This window comes from Salipiger sp. CCB-MM3 (assembly GCF_001687105.1).
In the GTDB taxonomy this organism is placed as follows: domain Bacteria; phylum Pseudomonadota; class Alphaproteobacteria; order Rhodobacterales; family Rhodobacteraceae; genus Salipiger.
This window is the reverse complement of the sequence record NZ_CP014596.1, coordinates 844,820-861,564: the sequence shown is the minus strand read 5'-3', so window position 1 is coordinate 861,564 and position 16,745 is coordinate 844,820. Positions and strand designations below refer to the sequence as shown.

The following is a 16,745-nucleotide window of genomic DNA, read 5'->3' as shown; positions in this document are numbered from 1 at the left end:
CCTCATCAAAAAAGGGGCCACGGCGCGGCCGCGACCCCAGGGAGCAAGGAAAGGAAGGCTCAGCTGCGCAGGCGCGCGGTTTCCGCTTCGTCGATGCCACTGGCGAAGCCCTCCGCATCTAGGAGCACAGCCACGCGGTAGATGTCGCGCGCCCGCTCGACGGTCTCGTAGCCCTCGGCCACATCGTAGAGCACTGCCTGCGGATCACGGCTCGCAGGATCGCCGTAGCCGCCACCGCCGCTGTCGAAGCCGACGATGGTTTCGCCCGGCTGGAGCACAGTGTGAAGATAGCCCGGCAGCACTTCTTCGGTACCGTCGGCGTGGACCTTGATGTTGGCACCCGGGTAGGCGTCATGCCCTTTCTGGACGCCGCGCGGTCCGGTCGAAACACCGTTGGTCACCTGCATCACCACCATCTCGTTGCCGCGCGGGCCGAATTCGGTCCGGGTCGCGACGCCGCCGCGCTGGCGGCCTGCACCGGCGGTGCCGGGCACCAGCTTCATCGACTTCACGATGAGCGGCAGCCGCTGCTCCGAGATCTCGACGCTGTCGCGATAGCACAGGCCAGCCCCGGCAATCACGGTGAAGGTATCGATTCCATCCGCCGTTGCCGAGGCCGGACCGCCGCCGCCCATGAGGAACAGCTGGTTGACGTAATCCTCGTCGCCCACGCGCTCATCCTTGCCCGAGATCACCCCGGTCGAGACGCCCAGAAACATGTTCGATTCCGACAGGCCGTATCCATCGCCCAGCTCGGAGATCGAGCTTTGCGCCGTATTGCAGATCACGTCAGCCAGGAGCGTCGTCGAGGTAGATGCCGAGTGCGGAAACTTCGGGATGCCAACCACGCAGTTCTCGCGCAGCAGCACCTCGATACGGCGGAACGTTCCGGAATTCAGCGGCAAATCATGCTCGAGGCAGTTGACGATGCCGGTGATCGCCATGCCTGTGGCCGTGGCCTGACAGAGATTTACCCCGGCGTTCACGCAATCCAAGTTGTCGCGCAGATCGACGATGGCGCGCTGCTCGGCTGGGTCGATGGTGATCTTGACAAAAATTTCCACACCGTCGGGCAGAAACTCTCCCAGTTCGTCCAGCTTGCCGCGGCGCTCGAGTGTCGCGGGCGGCAGCTTGGCGATCGCCGCTGCTGCGCGGCGTTCGGAATAGTCGAGCCAGGCCTTCACGAAGGCCTTGACCCGCTCCGCGCCGAACTTTTCGGCGAACTTTTTCAGCGAGCGCTCACCGGTGCGGGCCGCGGCCAGTGCCGACTGCAGATCGCCATACCACTGGTCCGGCACCCGGATGCGCGCCTTGCACATCCGAATGATGTCTTCGTTATCGGTGAAATCCTTCTGGATCTGCACCATCGGGAAGACCAGCGCCCCTTCATTATAGACGTCGGTCGCCGCGGCGAAATAGGTGGTCGGCACCGAGTTACCGCAGTCCGCCTGATGGCACTTGACCACCGAGGTGAACAGGTGCTCGCCCTCGAAAAACACCGGCACGAGGATCGTATGGTCCGCGGCGTGGGTGTTGCCATTGTAGGGGTCGTTGTTGAGGAAGGCGTCGCCTTCCTTGAAGCCGGGATGAAAGTTCTCCATCGCCTGCCCCTGCAGGTTCGAGCCAAAAGCATGCACTGGCAGGGCCTCGGCGACGCCGATGATGTCGTGATTGGACGAGAGGATGGAACAGGAGAAGTCCCGCGCCATGCCGATCACCGAGGAGTTTGCGGTAAGGATCACGGTCGAGGTCATCTCGCGCACGATTGCGTCGAGACGGTTGCCCATGATCGCGAGTTCGACCGGATCGAAGCCGGTGTCCGGGAAGTCCTTAGGCATGGGTGCCTCCGAATTCGAAAATGTAGTTGCCCTGAGGCGAGAGACGCCCGGTCATTCCCGGCTCGACCACGATGGTTGTGGTCGGCTCTTCGATGATCAGCGGGCCCTTGATCTCGAAGCCAAGCGGGATGGTCGTGCCGTTGATCACCCGTGTCTTGGTGTGGCCGGTCTCGAGAAAGTAAGCGTCGTTGTCGCGGCTGTTTAGGTCGATATCAGAGCCCGGTCCCTGCCAGGACACCTGCGGCGAGGACAGCACCGCCGCGACGCGCAGACGCCAGTTGATCGCCTCGACCACCGTACCAAGACGGTCGACCGCATAGAGCCGCTTGTACTGCTCGGCGAAAAGCTTCTCGAGAAGCGCGACGTCGTCACAGCTCTGAGCCCATTCGACGGGCAGTTCGACCTCGAGTTCCCACTGCTGCCGTGCGTAGCGGGCTTCGACGAAGAGCTGATAGCGGAAAGTCTCGACGCCCTTGGCACGCAGCCCGCTCTCGAACTCACCGCTCTGGGCCAGCAACCCGTTCAGCGTCTCGCGCACCTGTCCGCTGTCGAAGGCATTCGACGCGGCATAGCAAGAGGTGGAGAAATCCGTTGCGATGTCCGAGAATTGGCCGCCCGCCGCCGAGATCGCGCCCGCCGTCTTGGGAATGATCACGTTCTTGACCTTCATCGAGCGCGCAATCGATAGCAGGTTCAGGCCGGCGGCGCCGCCGCCCGCGACGATCGTGCTGTCGCCGGGGTTCACGCCGTCATTGGTTGTGATGTCTTCGATCGCCTTGATCATGATCTCCGACGAGATCTGCAGGATCGCTCCCGCGGTCTCCCAGATCGACTTGCCCAGCCGGTCGGCGACGGTGCGCATGGCGGCCTCGGCCGCGGGCTTGTCGAGCTTCATACGCCCGCCGAGGAAGCGATCGGGATCGATGTAGCCCAGCACCACGGCCGCGTCGGTCACGGTCGGTTTGTCACCGCCTCGACCATAGCAGGCCGGGCCGGGCTCCGAACCCGCCGAATGCGGACCGACGCGCAACATGCCGCCGGCATCGACCCATGCGATCGAGCCGCCGCCCGCGCCCACCGAGCGGATATCGACCGTCGCCATGCCGAGCATCGTCGAGGCCATGGGCGTGCCGAGCCAGGTCTCTCGGGTGTACTTGATGGCACCATCGCGGATCAGGCTGACGTCGAACGTGGTCCCACCGGTGTCGACGATGATGACATCATCGTCGAGGTCTTCGGCGCGTGTGTAGGCGATGCCCGCGAGCGGCGCCATGGCAGGGCCGGACTTGGCCATGTAGACCGGCTTCTGCACCACGTCGTCGATGTGCATCACGCCGCCCGAGGAGGCGGAAATCAGCAGCTCTCCACCGAAGCCCGCCTCGGAGAGGTCAATTTTGAGGTCGCGCAGATGCTTCTGCATTAACGGCTTGAGCGAGGCGTCGATCGCCGTCGCCGAGCTGCGCGGATATTCTCGGATGGTCGGGTTCAGCGAGGACGACAGCGTGTAGGGTACGCCGGGAAGAATTTCCTCGATCAGCTCACCCAGACGCCGCTCGTGCGCGGGGTTGGCGATCGACCACAGCAGCGCCACGGCCACCGCCTCGACGCCCACGCGCCCCAGCTTCTCCAGCGTTGCGCGCGCGTTCGCCTCGTCTAGTGCTGTCTCGACGCCGCCTTCGGCGTTCATCCTCTCGGGGATCTCGAAGGTCAGGCTGCGCGGGATGTAAGGCGGCTCGACCTTGGCGTTGATCTCGAGCGCGTTGAGTTTGCCGCCCTTGCGAAACACCAGAACGTCGGGGAAACCTTCGGTGACCAGAAGTGCGGTCTTGGCGGTCTTGCGCTCGACGATGGCATTCGTCGCCCGGGTCGTGCCGTAGACCATCACCCGCGTTTCGGCGAGCAGCTGCGAAAGCGAGATGCCCAGTTGATCGGCAGCATTGGTGATCGAGTTCGACAGGCCGGTGAAGCTGCGTTCGGGCGTGGTGAGCGCCTTGCCGACAGTCAGGCGGCCCTGATCATCGGTGACAACGACATCGGTGAACGTGCCCCCGGTGTCGACGGAAATTCGGTACATGAGACCTCCAAGTCCTTGCTGGCCGAGGACAAATCCCCCCGGCCGGTTCTTTTGAAACTTTGTGTATTCTAACTACCTGACCCACCCCGCCGCCGCGCGTCCCGGCGCGACAGGGCATAGGTCTGGAAAGGTCACGCCGCTGCGGCGGCGCGGTCGGCCATCATCGTGACATTGATCCGCCGTCCCTCGTGGCTGTCGGAAAAGCGCGCGGCGTTGGTCTTGTGCAGGTATTTCGACGGGAAGAGCACGGCGCGATTGCCACGATAGGGCACAACGTGTTCCGCCGCCCCAGCCACCGCAATGCGGTCCCGGTTCAGCTCCGGGCGCGCGTTGTAATCCTCGAAGGCGATGTCTTCACCGATCCGCAGGTCGTAGAGCGTCATGCCCCCGACTCCGTCACCCTCCTGCAGGTGGGTCTCGTCAACCGGCCAGATGTTGAGGTTCCAGTCGCCCTGATCGGCGTGGATGTCGATGCCTTGGGACTCCTGCAGATAACGGAAGGCCCAGAGCTGCGCGACCTCCACCGGCTCGGCGAGCCGGCTGATCGTTGCCTGCATCTCGTGCGCAAGCCCCAGCACAAAAGGCGTTGCGAATCCCTCGTGCAGATGTGCCCCGAGATACCCGCGCTCGTCGCGCACGTCGAACCAGATGGCCGCCTTGAGCAGTTGGTCGAGCAGAGCCTGCCGGCCCTCTCCCGTCAGCACGTTATCGAGAATGTAGAAGCAGTCGCCCGGCTTGCCCGACAGTTCGACTCGCTCGATCAACATATCTGGCGACAGGATCTCGCAAGGCGGAGAAATCTCGGGATAATGGCTGCAACCGTCACGCAACGCGCGGGTCTTGCCGGTGAGGACACCCTTGCGCAGGTCGTCCTCAAGGTCAGCATCGAACCAATCTATCTCACCCCGTGCGCGCAGCCACGCAAGCTGATCCGAAAGGTTGCGGCAATAGGTGGGGGACAGGCGGGCTTCATCGCCAGCCACCCGTGCCTCCGCGGCACCTCCGGCCCAGAGGTCGGGCCGTCGCTTGATCCGGAACCCCCGCTCGAAGTGGCGGAACGCTCCTTCGATATCGCCCATACGCTTGCAGCACTGCGCGGCGTTGACGTGGATAGCCCAGGACTCGAATCCCATCTGGAAGACGGCCTTGTACTGGGCCAAAGCCTCGGCAAAGCGGCGTTGTCCCAACGCGTGATCCGCCGCCCCAAGAATGCGCTGTGCCTGAAGTTGTCGCTGCGACATGGAAGCCTCCATCTTGCCGATCTGCCATGCAGACTAGCCAATCAGAAGCACTGCGCCCCGCTCCACCGCGCCACAAGCGTTGCCTCCGCGCGCCAGAAACCGCAAAGGCCCCACCGTCACCGGCGGGGCCTTACTTGGAAATCTCAGAGGCGTCAGGAAGCGGTCTTGCGCTCGCCCGAAACGATCGATTGCGGCTTGCGGAAGGCTTTCGGCAAGGGCAGCTCGGAACCGCGAGTGATCCCGTCCGCCCGGTTGATCAGCACGAAGACCATGAAGATTCCGAGCAAAATCTGCTGCATGCCGAGCGGCAGGGCCAGCATGTCCCCATTGGGCAGCGCGACGCCCTCCTCGCCAAGCCGCAGCACCTCGGAAACGCAGCTCACTGCCACGACGCCAACGACGACGCCCGTGAGGCTTTCCGCACCGCCGACCACCAGCATGACCAGAAGCAAGAAGGTCAGGCTCATGTAGAAGACGTCGGCGGTAAGGATGCCAAGGAAGAAGCTGTAGACCGCGCCGCCGCAGCCCATGACCGCGCCGGAGAGCACAAAAGCCACGAGGCGCATGCGGTAGACCGAAATGCCTGTCGCCATGGCTGCGACCTCGTCATCCCGGCTCGCCCGCAACATCAGGCCGAACCGCGATTGCTGGAACAGCCAAGCGATGACCAGGGCGCCGGCCATGAAGACGAAGCTCGCCCAGATGCCGCCCAGCGAGGGTATGTTGGTCAGCGGTGCCGCACCGCCGGTGACCGAGTCCCAGTTCGAATAGATCCGGTTCACGACGAGCAGGAAAGCAAATGTCGCGATTGAGGCGGCGATGTCGGAAAGCCGCACTATGACTGCTCCCACGACAAGCGCTGCAACGGCTGCAGCCGCCATAGCCGCGAAGACCGCCAGCCATGGCGCGACATGTGCGCTCTGCACCCAGCCCGGCAAACCCGTTAGCATGATCTGTTTGAACATCGCGTCCATCGACAGCCACGCCGCCACATAGCCCCCGACGCAGGCAAAAGCTGCGTGACCGAAGGCGAAGACGCCCGAATTGCCGATGAAGATGTAGAAGCCTGTGACCAAGATGATGCGGATCAGGATTTCGGTCCAGAAACTCTGCACCGTCCCCGTGCCCATCAGCTGCACAAACAGCGACACGACGGCCAGTCCGGCAATCAGCCCGAACGGGGTCCAGACCGTTTCCAGCAGGGATTTCAGCTTGTCATTCTGCATGGATCAGACCCTTTTGTGGACGGATTTGTTGGGGAAGAGCCCATCGGGACGGACCACCAGAGCAAGGATCACGAAGCCGAAGGCAAAGGCATCGCGGAAGGGCTTGAGGTCGGACGGCAGGTAGACCTGAAGGAAAGTGATCGCCGCACCGATGAGAAAGCCTCCCACCACTGCGCCGACGAGCGAGCCCATGCCTCCGACGACCACCGCCACGAAGGCGTAGAGCGCCAACGGAGAGCCCCAAGCGTAGCTCACAGTGCCACTCTGCGGCAGGTAGAGCAGTGCCACGACCGCCGCCAGGATGCCGCTGATCGCAAAGGCGACACCGATCACCCGGTTGGCCCGCACGCCGAGATATTGCGCCATGCGGAAATCCTCGGCCGCAGCCCGCACTTCGATGCCGAACCGCGAGAACTTGAGGAAGAGGCTCAGCGCAATCATCAGCGCGGCGGTCACCCCGATGGTGATAAGCTGGATCATCGGGATGCGCAGGCCGGCGATGAAGATCGGTTCGGTCAGCCCGTACCAGAGGTTTACCCCGCGCGCTTGGCTGCCGTAGACCAGCAGCATGATGTGTTGAAGGATGTAACTCACGGTGAAGGACGCCATCATCAGCGTCGGCGCCGAGGCATTGCGCAGGGGTCGGAACACGAAGCGTTCGGTCAGCAGCGCAATGATCACTACGATCATCCCGACTGTGGGGATGACGAGGGTCCAGTGCCAGCTGCCGATGAACAGCTCCGAAGCGGCTGCCACCGAGGTGAAGGGCACGATCAGCGAGTAGGCCCCGGCCGTGATGAAATCGCCATGGGCGATGTTGGCAAGCCTCAGGATGCCGAACAAAAGGCCAACGCCCAAAGCTGCCAGCGCGAAGATCGATCCGAGGCTGAGTGCGTCGAGAATAGTCTGGAAGAACGCAATCATGTCAGACACCTTCCTTGTCGAAGCCGAAATAGGCGCGCTTGATCGCTTCGCCATCGGTGAGGTTCTCGGCACGGTCGCAAAGCTGCACCTGCCCGCCGCGCAGTACATAAATGCGGTCGGCATATTTCAGGACGCGTGCCGAGCTCTGTTCATTGATCAGAAGCGTCACTCCCCGCCGCGCCTTAATCTCGGCGAGGATCTCGTAGACCTGATCAACGATTTTTGGCGCAAGACCCAGCGAAGGCTCATCGATCATGATGAGCTGAGGGTCGGTCATGATGGCGCGGGCGATGGCTAGCATCTGCTGCTCGCCCCCCGAGAGCCGACCCGCAGGATAGTTGGCGCGTTGGCGCAGGATGGGGAAGAGATCCATCAGATCATTCATCATCCAGCGCGCATTGCCGGCATTGCCCTGCATGAAGCCGCCGAGCTTGAGGTTCTCTGCCACCGTCAGCGTCGAGAAGATCTGGCGCCCTTCCGGCACGAGCGACAAGCCACGACGCGCAATGTCTTCCGGCTTGCCGGAACTGATGTCCTGCCCCGCGAGGTAGACTCCACCGCGTTGAGCACGGGCGCCGCCAGCAATGGCGGCCATGAGGGTCGATTTTCCAGCGCCGTTCGGGCCGACGACGCAGACCGTCTCGCCAGGGTCGACATGGAGAGACACGCCGCGCAGGGCGGCGATCTGGCCATAGCTGACGAAGAGGTCGCGGACTTTGAGATAGGGTTCGGTCATTCGGCCACCTCCGCTCCGAGATAGGCGCTCAGGAAGGCCTCGTGTTTCTGGACCTCCTCGGGCAGTCCTTCGATGATGGTCCGCCCGCCGTCGAGGACATGCAGGCGGTCACTCAGCGACATCACCACATGCATGTTGTGTTCGATCAGCAGCACCGCACAGCCATGGACCGCCGGCAAGGATCGGATGATGCCCATCAATTCCTCGCATTCGGAGTCCGACATGCCGGCAGCGGGCTCGTCGAGCAGGATGTATTTCGGCGCCGAGCACAGCGCCCGCGCGATGTCCAGGCGTCGCTGATCGGTGTAAGGCAGGCTGCCGGCGATTTTGTCGTGCGCATCCGCCAGCCCCACCTGTTCGAGCACGTCCTGCGCCCGGCGCCGTGCCGCAGCTTTCGACAGCCCACTTGCGATCCCGGCGACCTGCGCGTTCTCGAGCACGTCGAGCTTCTTGAACAGCCGCCCGGCCTGGAAGGTCCGTGCCACGCCCGCGCCGCGTACCCGTGCCGGCGACCAGCCACGCGCATCTGCGCCATCGAGATGCAGCGTGCCCTTGGTGGGCTTCTGAAAGCCCGTGAGCACGTTGACCAGCGTGGTCTTGCCGGCACCGTTCGGCCCCACGAGGCCGACGATTTCCCGCGGAGCGAGCCGCAGGCTGACGTCGCTGATCGCGGCGAGACCATCGAACAGCACCGAGACGTGCTTGATCTCGAGCGCCTCCCTCGCCCTGGTCGCCGTTTCTGCGAGTGGTTCCGCCATTGAATTCAAAGCGTTGTTCCCTGTCTGAATGGAAAGGGCGTCAGGCGCGATGAGCCTGACGCCTGTAGAGGTTCTCTGTCAGTTCCCGACGCGGTAGAGGATGTTGTTGGGGATCTCCTCGTTGATGCCCCATTCCTCGACGTAGACCTGTTTGCCGTCGGTGAACTCGGAGATCTGCATCGGCATCGAGGTCTGGATGTGCAGCTGTGGCGTGAAGGTGCGCGGTCCTAGTGTGGTCGCCTCGTTGGTGAAGCCGTTCATCACCTCTACCACCGCCTGTGTCTCGGTCGTTCCCGCGGTTTCTACTGCCTTGGCCCAGAGTTCGAGCCAGGCGTAGATCGGGTAGGCGAACATGCTCGACGGCTTGTCACCGTAGGCGTCCACAAAGCTCTCGGTTAGTGCCGTGACCTCGGGACGGGCGTCGCCATCGATCAGCACCTGCGTTGGGATGTAGAAGTCGGTGAGGCCGGGCACGGCGGAAGTCCAGGCGACGCCGTCGAACATCGACGGACCCAGGAGCGGCACGTCGATACCTGCCGAACGGATCTGGCGCACTGCACCGCCCGCGCCGAGGTGCGAGCAGAGCATCACCGCCTCGGTGCCGTCATCGGCGATTGATTTCGACAGTTCGCTGACCTGCGCCGAGATCGAGGCGTCATCGAAGCGGAATTGCTCCCAGCCAGTGATCTCGCCACCAAGTTGCTCGTACATCCACTCGAAGCCGGCGCAGGAAGATTTCTGAGCCTCGCCAGCAACATCCTCCAGCACGAAGGTCTTTTTCAGCTCTTTCTTCTCAAGCGCCCAGTCGGCAATGATCGCGCCGTCAAGTTGGGAGGCGGTGCCGCCCGAGAAAGAGGCCGGACCAACGCCAAGAACGCCCGCCTTGGGGTCGACCGCACACATGAAGACCGAGATCTTGCCGGCTTTCTGAACCTGCACGGCTGCCGGAGCGCCGAAGTCGTAGTCGCAACTCACGACGACTAGGTCGGGATCCTCGGCCAGCACCTTCTGACCCGCCTTCACCGACTCGCCGAGGTCGGTCTTATTGTCGGCGGTAACAAACTCGATCTGACGCCCCAGAAGCCCGCCATTCTCGTTGCGCGCTTTGATCCAGAGCTGCGCGAAGCGATAGCCATCGGTGTCGGTCACTGATTGACGGCCCGAAAGGGCGATCGCGAAGCCGAGCTTGATCGGATCATCCTGCGCCAGGGCCCCTTGGGCTCCCGCGACAGATAGAGATGCGGCCAAGAGGCCTGATGTAATTGGTCTTTTCATGGTGAACTCCTGTTGGACGACATCGGAGGAGGATGTCATTTTTTCTTCTTGAAACGTTCGGGCGTTTCTAATCCCGAGCTCTCGGGGCGCTTCCCGCATCGGAGCCGCGGCAGCGCTGGCCCTAGGGTCAAGCGTAGATCCACTCGGAAATCAGAGCCTGCACCCACGCGCCAATTCACCTGACTGAGCGGGCCACGCTCCTGGTAAGGTCGTGCGCGGGATCCACGCATCAGGCGCGCCGAATGTCGCCCTGTCCGCAGCGCGCAGCTCCGCGCCGCCCCCGGGCCACCGGCGACGCCAACGACGGGTGCCTGCGTTCAGGCAGTTTCAGGAGGTCAGCAGCGAGCTAGGCGCAAGCTGAAACTCACGTTTGAAGGCTCGGGTGAAGTGGGACACATCTTTGAAGCCGAAAACGTAGGCCGCCTCGGTGACCTGTCGGACGGATCCGTCCGACAGCGCACGATAGCTTGCCAGCAGCCGCTGCTCCCATACCCAGCGCATCACTGTGGTACCCTCGGCCGAGAAGAGCCTGTTCAGCGTGCGCGGCGAGACATCATACATTTCGGCAATATGGCGAATGCTCAGCTCGCTTTCTCCGAGATGGTGTATGAGGTCCGACTTGATCCGCGACAACAGCCGCCCCTGCCCCGGCGAGGCCCGGCGGGTTTCTCCATAGCTCTCCCGTACCGCAAGGCACAGCACATCAAGGATCGGCGCCTCCGCCTCACGGCAATGCGCCGGGTCAGGATAGCCGTCCAGTTCAGCGATTCCCTTCAGCAGTCCCGACATGACCCGGACCATGGGCCGTTCGGCTTCCATCCGCAGCGCCATCTGCCCATCGGCCTGCGGTACGCGGCTCAGGATCATCGGCCGGGGAATACGCAGCGTGATCGTCGTGGTGCCTTGCGGAAAATACAGCGTGTAAAGCTGCAAGCTGTCGTAGAAGAGCAGATCCCCCTGCCCAAAGTCACGCTTGCTGCCGTTGATCTCGAAGACCCCAGCTCCAGCGATCACAAGCATGCAGATGAAATCGTCGTGCGACGCGCTGCGCAGCTGTCCGACGCCATGCGTGTAGGTCACTGCGCTGGTCCGGCTCTTCAGGACTTGCATCGACGCCCATTCGTCGATCTGACCGACACCCACGAAATCTGGGGCGTTCGTCGCGGCGACCGGGCTTAGAGGACCGCTCTCGACCGATATGTGGTGCTGGTTAATCAGCTCGTGCCAGCACACCAAGCGCTCGTTCGGGCTGCAGGTGCTGGTGTTCAGGGCGATGCTCATCGCGGCTCTCCTTCGGCAAGAGCGGCGCGGCAGGACGGGCAGGCCATCTCCGCGCAAGGAATGCCAAGGAAACAGCCGACCCTATGACCCAGCTGTCATGTCACAAAATGTGGCACCGCCGCGTTTCCCTGATCCCGCGGCATCGGCACGCGCGCAATGCCCACGGAATCGGCCCTATGACAAAAAAATAATCAAACACGAAACCAGACAAGCCGCTCCAACCGCCCCGTCAACGCCATTTCAGCGCCCGAACAGTCACAAACGGCACCTCCGAACCGGCTGGCACTCTGAGGCAAAAGAAGTGGCACGGGGGACAATTCCGAAAATCGCGGCGCTGGGGAACTCTCGGGGGACAAGAACAACGCCACGTATTCCAACAGCAATCCGCCAAGGGAGTTCCCCAGATGAAGGGTCTTTTCCGCCGTGATTTCTTGCGCCTTGCAGGCGCCACCTCCACCGTCACAGGACTTGGGCTCGCCTCCGGTCCGGCCATCGCCGGGCCCGGAGAGAAGACACTCCGTATGGCCTGGACTGGGGCCTCCCAAATCCTCGACCCCGCAGCCCAAAACTTGCTCGATGAATTCCAGTTCACCCGTCTCGTCTACGAGACACTGACAGAATTCGACGAAAACCTCGTGCCAAAGCCGCTTCTGGCGCGTAGCTGGTCGACCTCGGAGGACGGTTTGGTCTGGACCTTCGACCTCGTGGACGGCGCAACTTTTCACTCTGGAAAACCCTTCGGCGCGAGCGACGTAGTCTACACCTTCGAGCGGTTGACCAACCCAGAAGAGGCGCTCAACGGCACCAGCTTCTTCGATGCGGTGGCAGGCGTGAAGGCGCTCGACGCGCATCAGGTCGAATTCACACTCAAATACCCCTACGCCGACTTCTTGACTGCGCTGGCCATCAACTACGGCTCGATCGTGCCGGAAGGGGCAACAGCCGAGAGCCTCGCCTCTGCCCCCGACGGGACCGGCCCATTCCTCCTTGAGCAAATGATCCCGGGCAGTGTCATCGTCTATCGCGCGAACAAAAGCTACCGGAATCCCGAGGCTGTCGGTCTCGACGTGATCCGCCAGGAGACCGTCGCGCAGGGCAATTCGCAGGTGTCGCTGCTGCGCGGCGGCCAGGTCGACATGATCCCCTCGGTCGCGCCCCAATTCGTTCCCGTGCTGGAAAACTCTCCCGGTGTCGATGTCGTCCGCTCCAACGGTGCCGGTTTTCACAGCATCTACATCAACACCTCGGACGCGCGCTTCTCCGACGCCCGGGTGCGCGATGCGATGCGGCTGGTGATGGACCGCGAGGCCTTGGCGCAAATCGCCTACTCGGGCCTCGCCATGGCCAAGCCCGACAACGTGATCCTCTCATCAAACCCCTACTATGACGCCGATCTCCCAATTCCTGCGATCGACGTCGACAAGGCGAAGGCGCTGATGGCCGAGGCCGGCTACCCCGACGGTTTCGAGGCCAACATCTACACCACCAATGACCGGCACGGCTTGCAGCCGATGACCGTGGCCTACGCCGCCATGCTCGAGCAGATCGGCATCCGGCTGAGCATCGTGACCTGGTCCAATGGCGATCTGGGCACGCAGGGATACCGCAAAAAGGAGCTCGTGACCTTCTTCTGGGGACTGCAGCTGGGAGCCGACGCCTCGATCGCCCCCTTCTACGAGTCGAACGGCTCGTTCAATGGCGGCGCCAGCGAACCGCCCTATTTCTCGGACCCGGAGATCGACGCGCTTATCCTTGCAGGCAAAACCGAACTCGATCCCGAGAAGCGCGCGGAAATCTATACCAAGTTGCAAGAACTCACCGCGCGGCGCGGCTACATCCTGGTGCCCTATGAGACGCCGCTCGTCGTGGCTCTGTCGGACAAGGTGCGGGGCTTCCATCCCTTCCCCCGCGGCTTCCATGACTTCAAATACGTCACCCTGGTTTGAACCGGAGGCGTTCTTATGTCGCGGTTCCTCCTGTCACGGTTGGCCTTTCTTTTCGGCACACTCCTGGCAATCTCGCTCCTCATCTTCGTGATGGGATCGTTCCTGCCAAATGACGCCGCGCAGATGCGGTTAAACCTCTACGCCAACGACGAGAACCTGGCTGCGCTGCGCGCGCAGCTGGGCCTCGATCAGCCGCTCGCCCTGCGCTATCTGCGCTGGCTCGTCGGAGCCGTGCAGGGGGATTTCGGCGTCTCGACGAGCTTTAACGGCCCGATCGGTCCGATCGTGCTCCAGCGGCTGCAACAGAGCGCGATCCTGACCATTGCCGCGATGCTGCTGAGCGTACCTTGCGCGCTGCTGATGGGCACATTGTCGGGGCTGTTCCGCAACCGTTTGCCTGATCACCTTATGACCGTCGTCGGGTTGCTTGGCATCTCGGTTCCCGAGTTCGTGGTGGGCGTGCTGCTGATCACGGTTCTGGCCGACATTCTACACCTCGTACCCGCCGCCAGCATAACCGACGCCTCCCCCTTGGCAGAGCCGGTGGTTCTAGTGCTGCCAGTGCTCACCCTGACCTTGCTCATGCTGGCGCAGGTTGGAAGGCTCATGCGGTCGGGCACGGTGACGACGTTGCGCCGCGACTTCGTGCGCACCGCCCGGCTCAAGGGTATTGCCGAGCGACGCGTCGTGCTGCGTCATGTCTTTCCCAACGCTGTGCCGCCGGCGATCAGCGCCGTCGGGCTCAACTTCGGCTGGATGTTCGGCAGCCTCGCTGTGGTCGAGACGCTGTTTTCCTTCCAGGGCTTGGGCAGCCTGATCGTCTTCGCCGTGCAGAACCGCGACATCGCATTGCTGCAAGCGGCGGTGCTTGCGGTGGCCGTGGTCGTCTGCCTCGGCAACCTCGTCGCCGATCTCGTCATCATCAGCCTCGACCCCCGACTGAGGAGTGTACCGCATGGTCGCTGAGACCCTTCGAAAGCCACGGCTCCCGCTCCCGGTCTTCCCGGCCTTCCGGCGCCTAAGCCCCGCCGCCCAGATCGCCCTCGGCCTGCTGCTGGTCCTCGTCGCAATGATTGCGATCGGGCCTTCGGTTTCCCCCTACGATGCCTTCAACATCGCTCCTGCCGAAGCCCTGAAGGGCCCGTCTGTCGCGCATTGGCTGGGCACCGATCTCTTTGGACGGGATATCCTGACCCGCGTGTTGACCGGTGGCCGCACGACACTGACGCTGACCGCGATCTGTACGCTCAGCGCAATGACCCTCGGAACGCTGATCGGACTGGTCTGCGGTTATTGCGGCGGAACGGTCGACCTCGTCCTGATGCGCGTCATGGACGTTCTGCTGGCACTGCCCTCGTTGTTAATCGCACTTCTCGTTCTTGCGGTCTTCGGCAGCGGCCTCGACGTTCTGGTCCTGGCGATCACGGTGATGTTCGTCCCGCCAGTGTCGCGCGTTGCCCGCACCGCCGCCATGCAGGTCGCCCATCTGCCCTTCGTCGACGCTGCCCGTCTTCGCAACGAGCGCGCCTTGGGCATCATGTTCTACGAGATGCTGCCGAACATGATGCCGGTGCTCGGCGTCGAGGCTGGAATCCGGGTCAGTTACACACTGCTCAACCTCGCGGCTCTCGGCTTTCTCGGGCTTGGAGTGCAGCCGCCGACCCCGGATTGGGGCCTGATGATAAGCGAGGCCAATGGCTTTCTCACCACTGCGCCTTGGCTAGCGATCGGCCCGACCGCTGCGATCGTCCTCCTCGTACTTTGCGTCAACATCCTGATCGACGAGCTCACCACATGAACGTGTTGTCCCAAACCCTCGACGCGACCCGAGTGGTCCAAGTGAACGACTTAACGGTTCGCTACGGCACCTCCGGGCCGATGGCCGTCAAGAACGTGTCCCTGCGGCTGGGCAAGGGCGAATGCCTTGCCATTGTCGGTGAATCCGGTTCGGGCAAGTCGACACTGGGCCTTGCGCTCATCGGCTACCTGCCCGCCACGGCGCGCCTGATCTACGAGCGCCTGTCGATCGCCGGTCGTGAGACCAGTCAGGCCAGTGCGACTGAGCGACGGAAATGGTGGGGCCAGCGGATCTCGATGGTTTATCAGAGCCCGATGACTGCGCTGAACCCTCTGATGACCGTCGGCGCACAGCTACGCGAGGCAATTCGCGGCAGTTCGAGAGATCGGGACGCGGCCGCCAAGCGCGCCATCGCAATCTTCCGCCAAGTCCGCCTGCCGGAACCCGAGCGCATTGGCACGCGATACCCGCACCAGCTGTCGGGCGGACAACTGCAGCGGGTGGTAATCGCCATGGCTTTGGCCAACGAGCCCGACGTGATCATCATGGACGAGCCGACCACCGGTCTCGACGTGCGCACTGAGCGCGCAATCCTCGAACTGATAGATCGGCTGCGCGCCGAAACCGGCACAGCGATCATTCTGATCAGCCACAACCTCGGGCTGGTCTCGCGCCACGCCGACCGAGTGATGGTGATGCTCAGGGGTGAGTTGGTGGAGGAAGGCCCGAGCCGCGCAGTCTTCGGAGCGCCACGCCACGCCTATACCCGGAAGCTGATTGACGCGATCCCCAAGGGAGACCTAGCACACGGGGGACGCACTCGCGCGCCTGTCGGAGAGGCGCCCACGCCTCGGCAAGTTCTGCAGGTCAGTGACCTAGACGTCACCTTCCGTGGCTCCCACGGGCGGCAGGTGAAAGGGCTCGATAAGGTGTCTTTCGAGCTGCGCGAGGGAGAAATCCTCGCCCTTGTCGGGGAAAGTGGCTCGGGCAAGACCACACTCAGCCGGGTGCTCACCGGATTGCACGCGCCAGACCGGCCCGATTCCATCGATATCCGCCCTGCCCGCCCGCGCAGCGCAAGCATTGCAATGGTCTTCCAGGATCCGACCAGCACCCTCAACCCGGCGCGCAGCATCGGCTGGATGCTGAAGCGCACGCTGAAGCTCCGTGGGGTTCCACGTACCGAGCGCGATGGCCGGGCCCGCGCCCTCCTGCGCGACGTGCAGCTGCCAGAAACCTACCTCTCCCGTCGCCCTGGCCAACTTTCGGGTGGCGAGCGCCAGCGCGTCAGCATCGCCCGCGCGCTGGCACAGGATCCGTCGATCATGATCCTCGACGAGCCGACCTCTGCTCTCGACGTCTCGGTGCAGAAGGCGATCCTCGAACTCATGCTCGATTTGCGCGAGCGGCACCGGATGACGATCCTCTTCGTCACCCATGACCTTGGTGTCGTTCGATACATCGCCGACCGCGTGGCGGTGATGCTGCAAGGTCGGATCGTCGAAACAGGCCCGACGGAGGAGATCTTCCTGCGTCCTGCCCACGGCTACGTGCGCGACCTGATTTCGGCGTCGAGCACCCTAAGGGTGCAGTAAGTGCCGCTGCCGGGCCGTGTTCCCTGTTTGCGGCACGGCGGCGGCATGACTTT

13 protein-coding genes are annotated in these 16,745 nt (G+C 63.2%); 4 read left to right on the top strand and 9 right to left on the bottom strand.

Going from position 1 to position 16,745, the window contains the following annotated elements; translation table 11 throughout:
• Positions 1-59: 59 nt before the first annotated feature.
• The 9 genes from AYJ57_RS17695 to AYJ57_RS17655 all read right to left on the bottom strand — a co-directional run bounded on the left by AYJ57_RS17695 (position 60) and on the right by AYJ57_RS17655 (position 11,353).
• On the bottom strand, positions 60-1,838 hold the full coding sequence (locus AYJ57_RS17695) for a hydantoinase B/oxoprolinase family protein (RefSeq protein WP_066109067.1): 1,779 nt from the start codon (positions 1,836-1,838) through the stop codon (positions 60-62).
• On the bottom strand, positions 1,831-3,912 hold the full coding sequence (locus tag AYJ57_RS17690; protein ID WP_066109064.1) for a hydantoinase/oxoprolinase family protein: 2,082 nt from the start codon (positions 3,910-3,912) through the stop codon (positions 1,831-1,833). Before AYJ57_RS17690 ends, AYJ57_RS17695 begins: the two co-directional genes overlap by 8 nt.
• 131 nt (positions 3,913-4,043) lie before the next feature.
• A complete protein-coding gene (locus tag AYJ57_RS17685) occupies positions 4,044-5,153 on the bottom strand; it encodes a hypothetical protein (RefSeq protein WP_157374235.1) in 1,110 nt (369 codons plus the stop codon).
• A gap of 152 nt (positions 5,154-5,305) precedes the next feature.
• Positions 5,306-6,379 (bottom strand): branched-chain amino acid ABC transporter permease, encoded by a 1,074-nt coding sequence (locus AYJ57_RS17680; protein ID WP_066109058.1) that lies wholly within the window; start codon positions 6,377-6,379, stop codon positions 5,306-5,308.
• A 3-nt stretch (positions 6,380-6,382) separates the two neighbouring features.
• Positions 6,383-7,303 carry a branched-chain amino acid ABC transporter permease gene (locus tag AYJ57_RS17675; RefSeq protein ID WP_066109055.1) on the bottom strand — a complete coding sequence of 307 codons (921 nt, stop codon included), beginning with the start codon at positions 7,301-7,303 and terminating at the stop codon, positions 6,383-6,385.
• A gap of 1 nt (position 7,304) precedes the next feature.
• A complete protein-coding gene (locus tag AYJ57_RS17670; RefSeq protein WP_066109052.1) occupies positions 7,305-8,039 on the bottom strand; it encodes an ABC transporter ATP-binding protein in 735 nt (244 codons plus the stop codon).
• Positions 8,036-8,797, bottom strand: a complete 762-nt coding sequence (locus AYJ57_RS17665) for an ABC transporter ATP-binding protein (RefSeq protein ID WP_066109049.1) — start codon at positions 8,795-8,797, stop codon at positions 8,036-8,038. Before AYJ57_RS17665 ends, AYJ57_RS17670 begins: the two co-directional genes overlap by 4 nt.
• Positions 8,798-8,875: 78 nt before the next feature.
• Positions 8,876-10,072, bottom strand: coding sequence for an ABC transporter substrate-binding protein (locus tag AYJ57_RS17660; RefSeq protein ID WP_066109046.1), 1,197 nt, complete (start codon positions 10,070-10,072; stop codon positions 8,876-8,878).
• Positions 10,073-10,399: 327 nt separating this feature from the next.
• Positions 10,400-11,353, bottom strand: a complete 954-nt coding sequence (locus tag AYJ57_RS17655) for a helix-turn-helix domain-containing protein (protein ID WP_066109043.1) — start codon at positions 11,351-11,353, stop codon at positions 10,400-10,402.
• Between the two features lie 404 nt (positions 11,354-11,757).
• Here AYJ57_RS17655 and AYJ57_RS17650 point away from each other — a divergent pair, with 404 nt between their 5' ends.
• Genes AYJ57_RS17650 through AYJ57_RS17635 form a run of 4 tightly spaced genes read left to right on the top strand, consistent with a single transcriptional unit; the run spans position 11,758 to position 16,692 of the window.
• On the top strand, positions 11,758-13,299 hold the full coding sequence (locus AYJ57_RS17650; protein WP_066109040.1) for an ABC transporter substrate-binding protein: 1,542 nt from the start codon (positions 11,758-11,760) through the stop codon (positions 13,297-13,299).
• Positions 13,300-13,314: 15 nt separating this feature from the next.
• Positions 13,315-14,265 (top strand): ABC transporter permease, encoded by a 951-nt coding sequence (locus AYJ57_RS17645; protein WP_066109038.1) that lies wholly within the window; start codon positions 13,315-13,317, stop codon positions 14,263-14,265.
• Positions 14,255-15,097 (top strand): ABC transporter permease, encoded by an 843-nt coding sequence (locus AYJ57_RS17640; RefSeq protein ID WP_083191341.1) that lies wholly within the window; start codon positions 14,255-14,257, stop codon positions 15,095-15,097. The genes AYJ57_RS17645 and AYJ57_RS17640 overlap by 11 nt, the downstream gene beginning before the upstream one ends.
• On the top strand, positions 15,094-16,692 hold the full coding sequence (locus AYJ57_RS17635; protein ID WP_066109035.1) for an ATP-binding cassette domain-containing protein: 1,599 nt from the start codon (positions 15,094-15,096) through the stop codon (positions 16,690-16,692). The genes AYJ57_RS17640 and AYJ57_RS17635 overlap by 4 nt, the downstream gene beginning before the upstream one ends.
• Positions 16,693-16,745 lie beyond the last annotated feature (53 nt).

Excerpts from the sequence above, each read along its gene's own strand:
- AYJ57_RS17680 (WP_066109058.1), bottom strand. The coding sequence starts at position 6,379 with ATGCAGAATGACAAGCTGAAATCCCTGCTGGAAACGGTCTGGACCCCG.
- AYJ57_RS17685 (WP_157374235.1), bottom strand. The coding sequence starts at position 5,153 with ATGTCGCAGCGACAACTTCAGGCACAGCGCATTCTTGGGGCGGCGGAT.
- AYJ57_RS17665 (WP_066109049.1), bottom strand. The coding sequence starts at position 8,797 with ATGGCGGAACCACTCGCAGAAACGGCGACCAGGGCGAGGGAGGCGCTC.
- AYJ57_RS17670 (WP_066109052.1), bottom strand. The coding sequence starts at position 8,039 with ATGACCGAACCCTATCTCAAAGTCCGCGACCTCTTCGTCAGCTATGGC.
- AYJ57_RS17655 (WP_066109043.1), bottom strand. The coding sequence starts at position 11,353 with ATGAGCATCGCCCTGAACACCAGCACCTGCAGCCCGAACGAGCGCTTG.
- AYJ57_RS17690 (WP_066109064.1), bottom strand. The coding sequence starts at position 3,912 with ATGTACCGAATTTCCGTCGACACCGGGGGCACGTTCACCGATGTCGTT.
- AYJ57_RS17650 (WP_066109040.1), top strand. The coding sequence starts at position 11,758 with ATGAAGGGTCTTTTCCGCCGTGATTTCTTGCGCCTTGCAGGCGCCACC.
- AYJ57_RS17640 (WP_083191341.1), top strand. The coding sequence starts at position 14,255 with ATGGTCGCTGAGACCCTTCGAAAGCCACGGCTCCCGCTCCCGGTCTTC.
- AYJ57_RS17635 (WP_066109035.1), top strand. The coding sequence starts at position 15,094 with ATGAACGTGTTGTCCCAAACCCTCGACGCGACCCGAGTGGTCCAAGTG.
- AYJ57_RS17660 (WP_066109046.1), bottom strand. The coding sequence starts at position 10,072 with ATGAAAAGACCAATTACATCAGGCCTCTTGGCCGCATCTCTATCTGTC.
- AYJ57_RS17695 (WP_066109067.1), bottom strand. The coding sequence starts at position 1,838 with ATGCCTAAGGACTTCCCGGACACCGGCTTCGATCCGGTCGAACTCGCG.
- AYJ57_RS17645 (WP_066109038.1), top strand. The coding sequence starts at position 13,315 with ATGTCGCGGTTCCTCCTGTCACGGTTGGCCTTTCTTTTCGGCACACTC.
- AYJ57_RS17675 (WP_066109055.1), bottom strand. The coding sequence starts at position 7,303 with ATGATTGCGTTCTTCCAGACTATTCTCGACGCACTCAGCCTCGGATCG.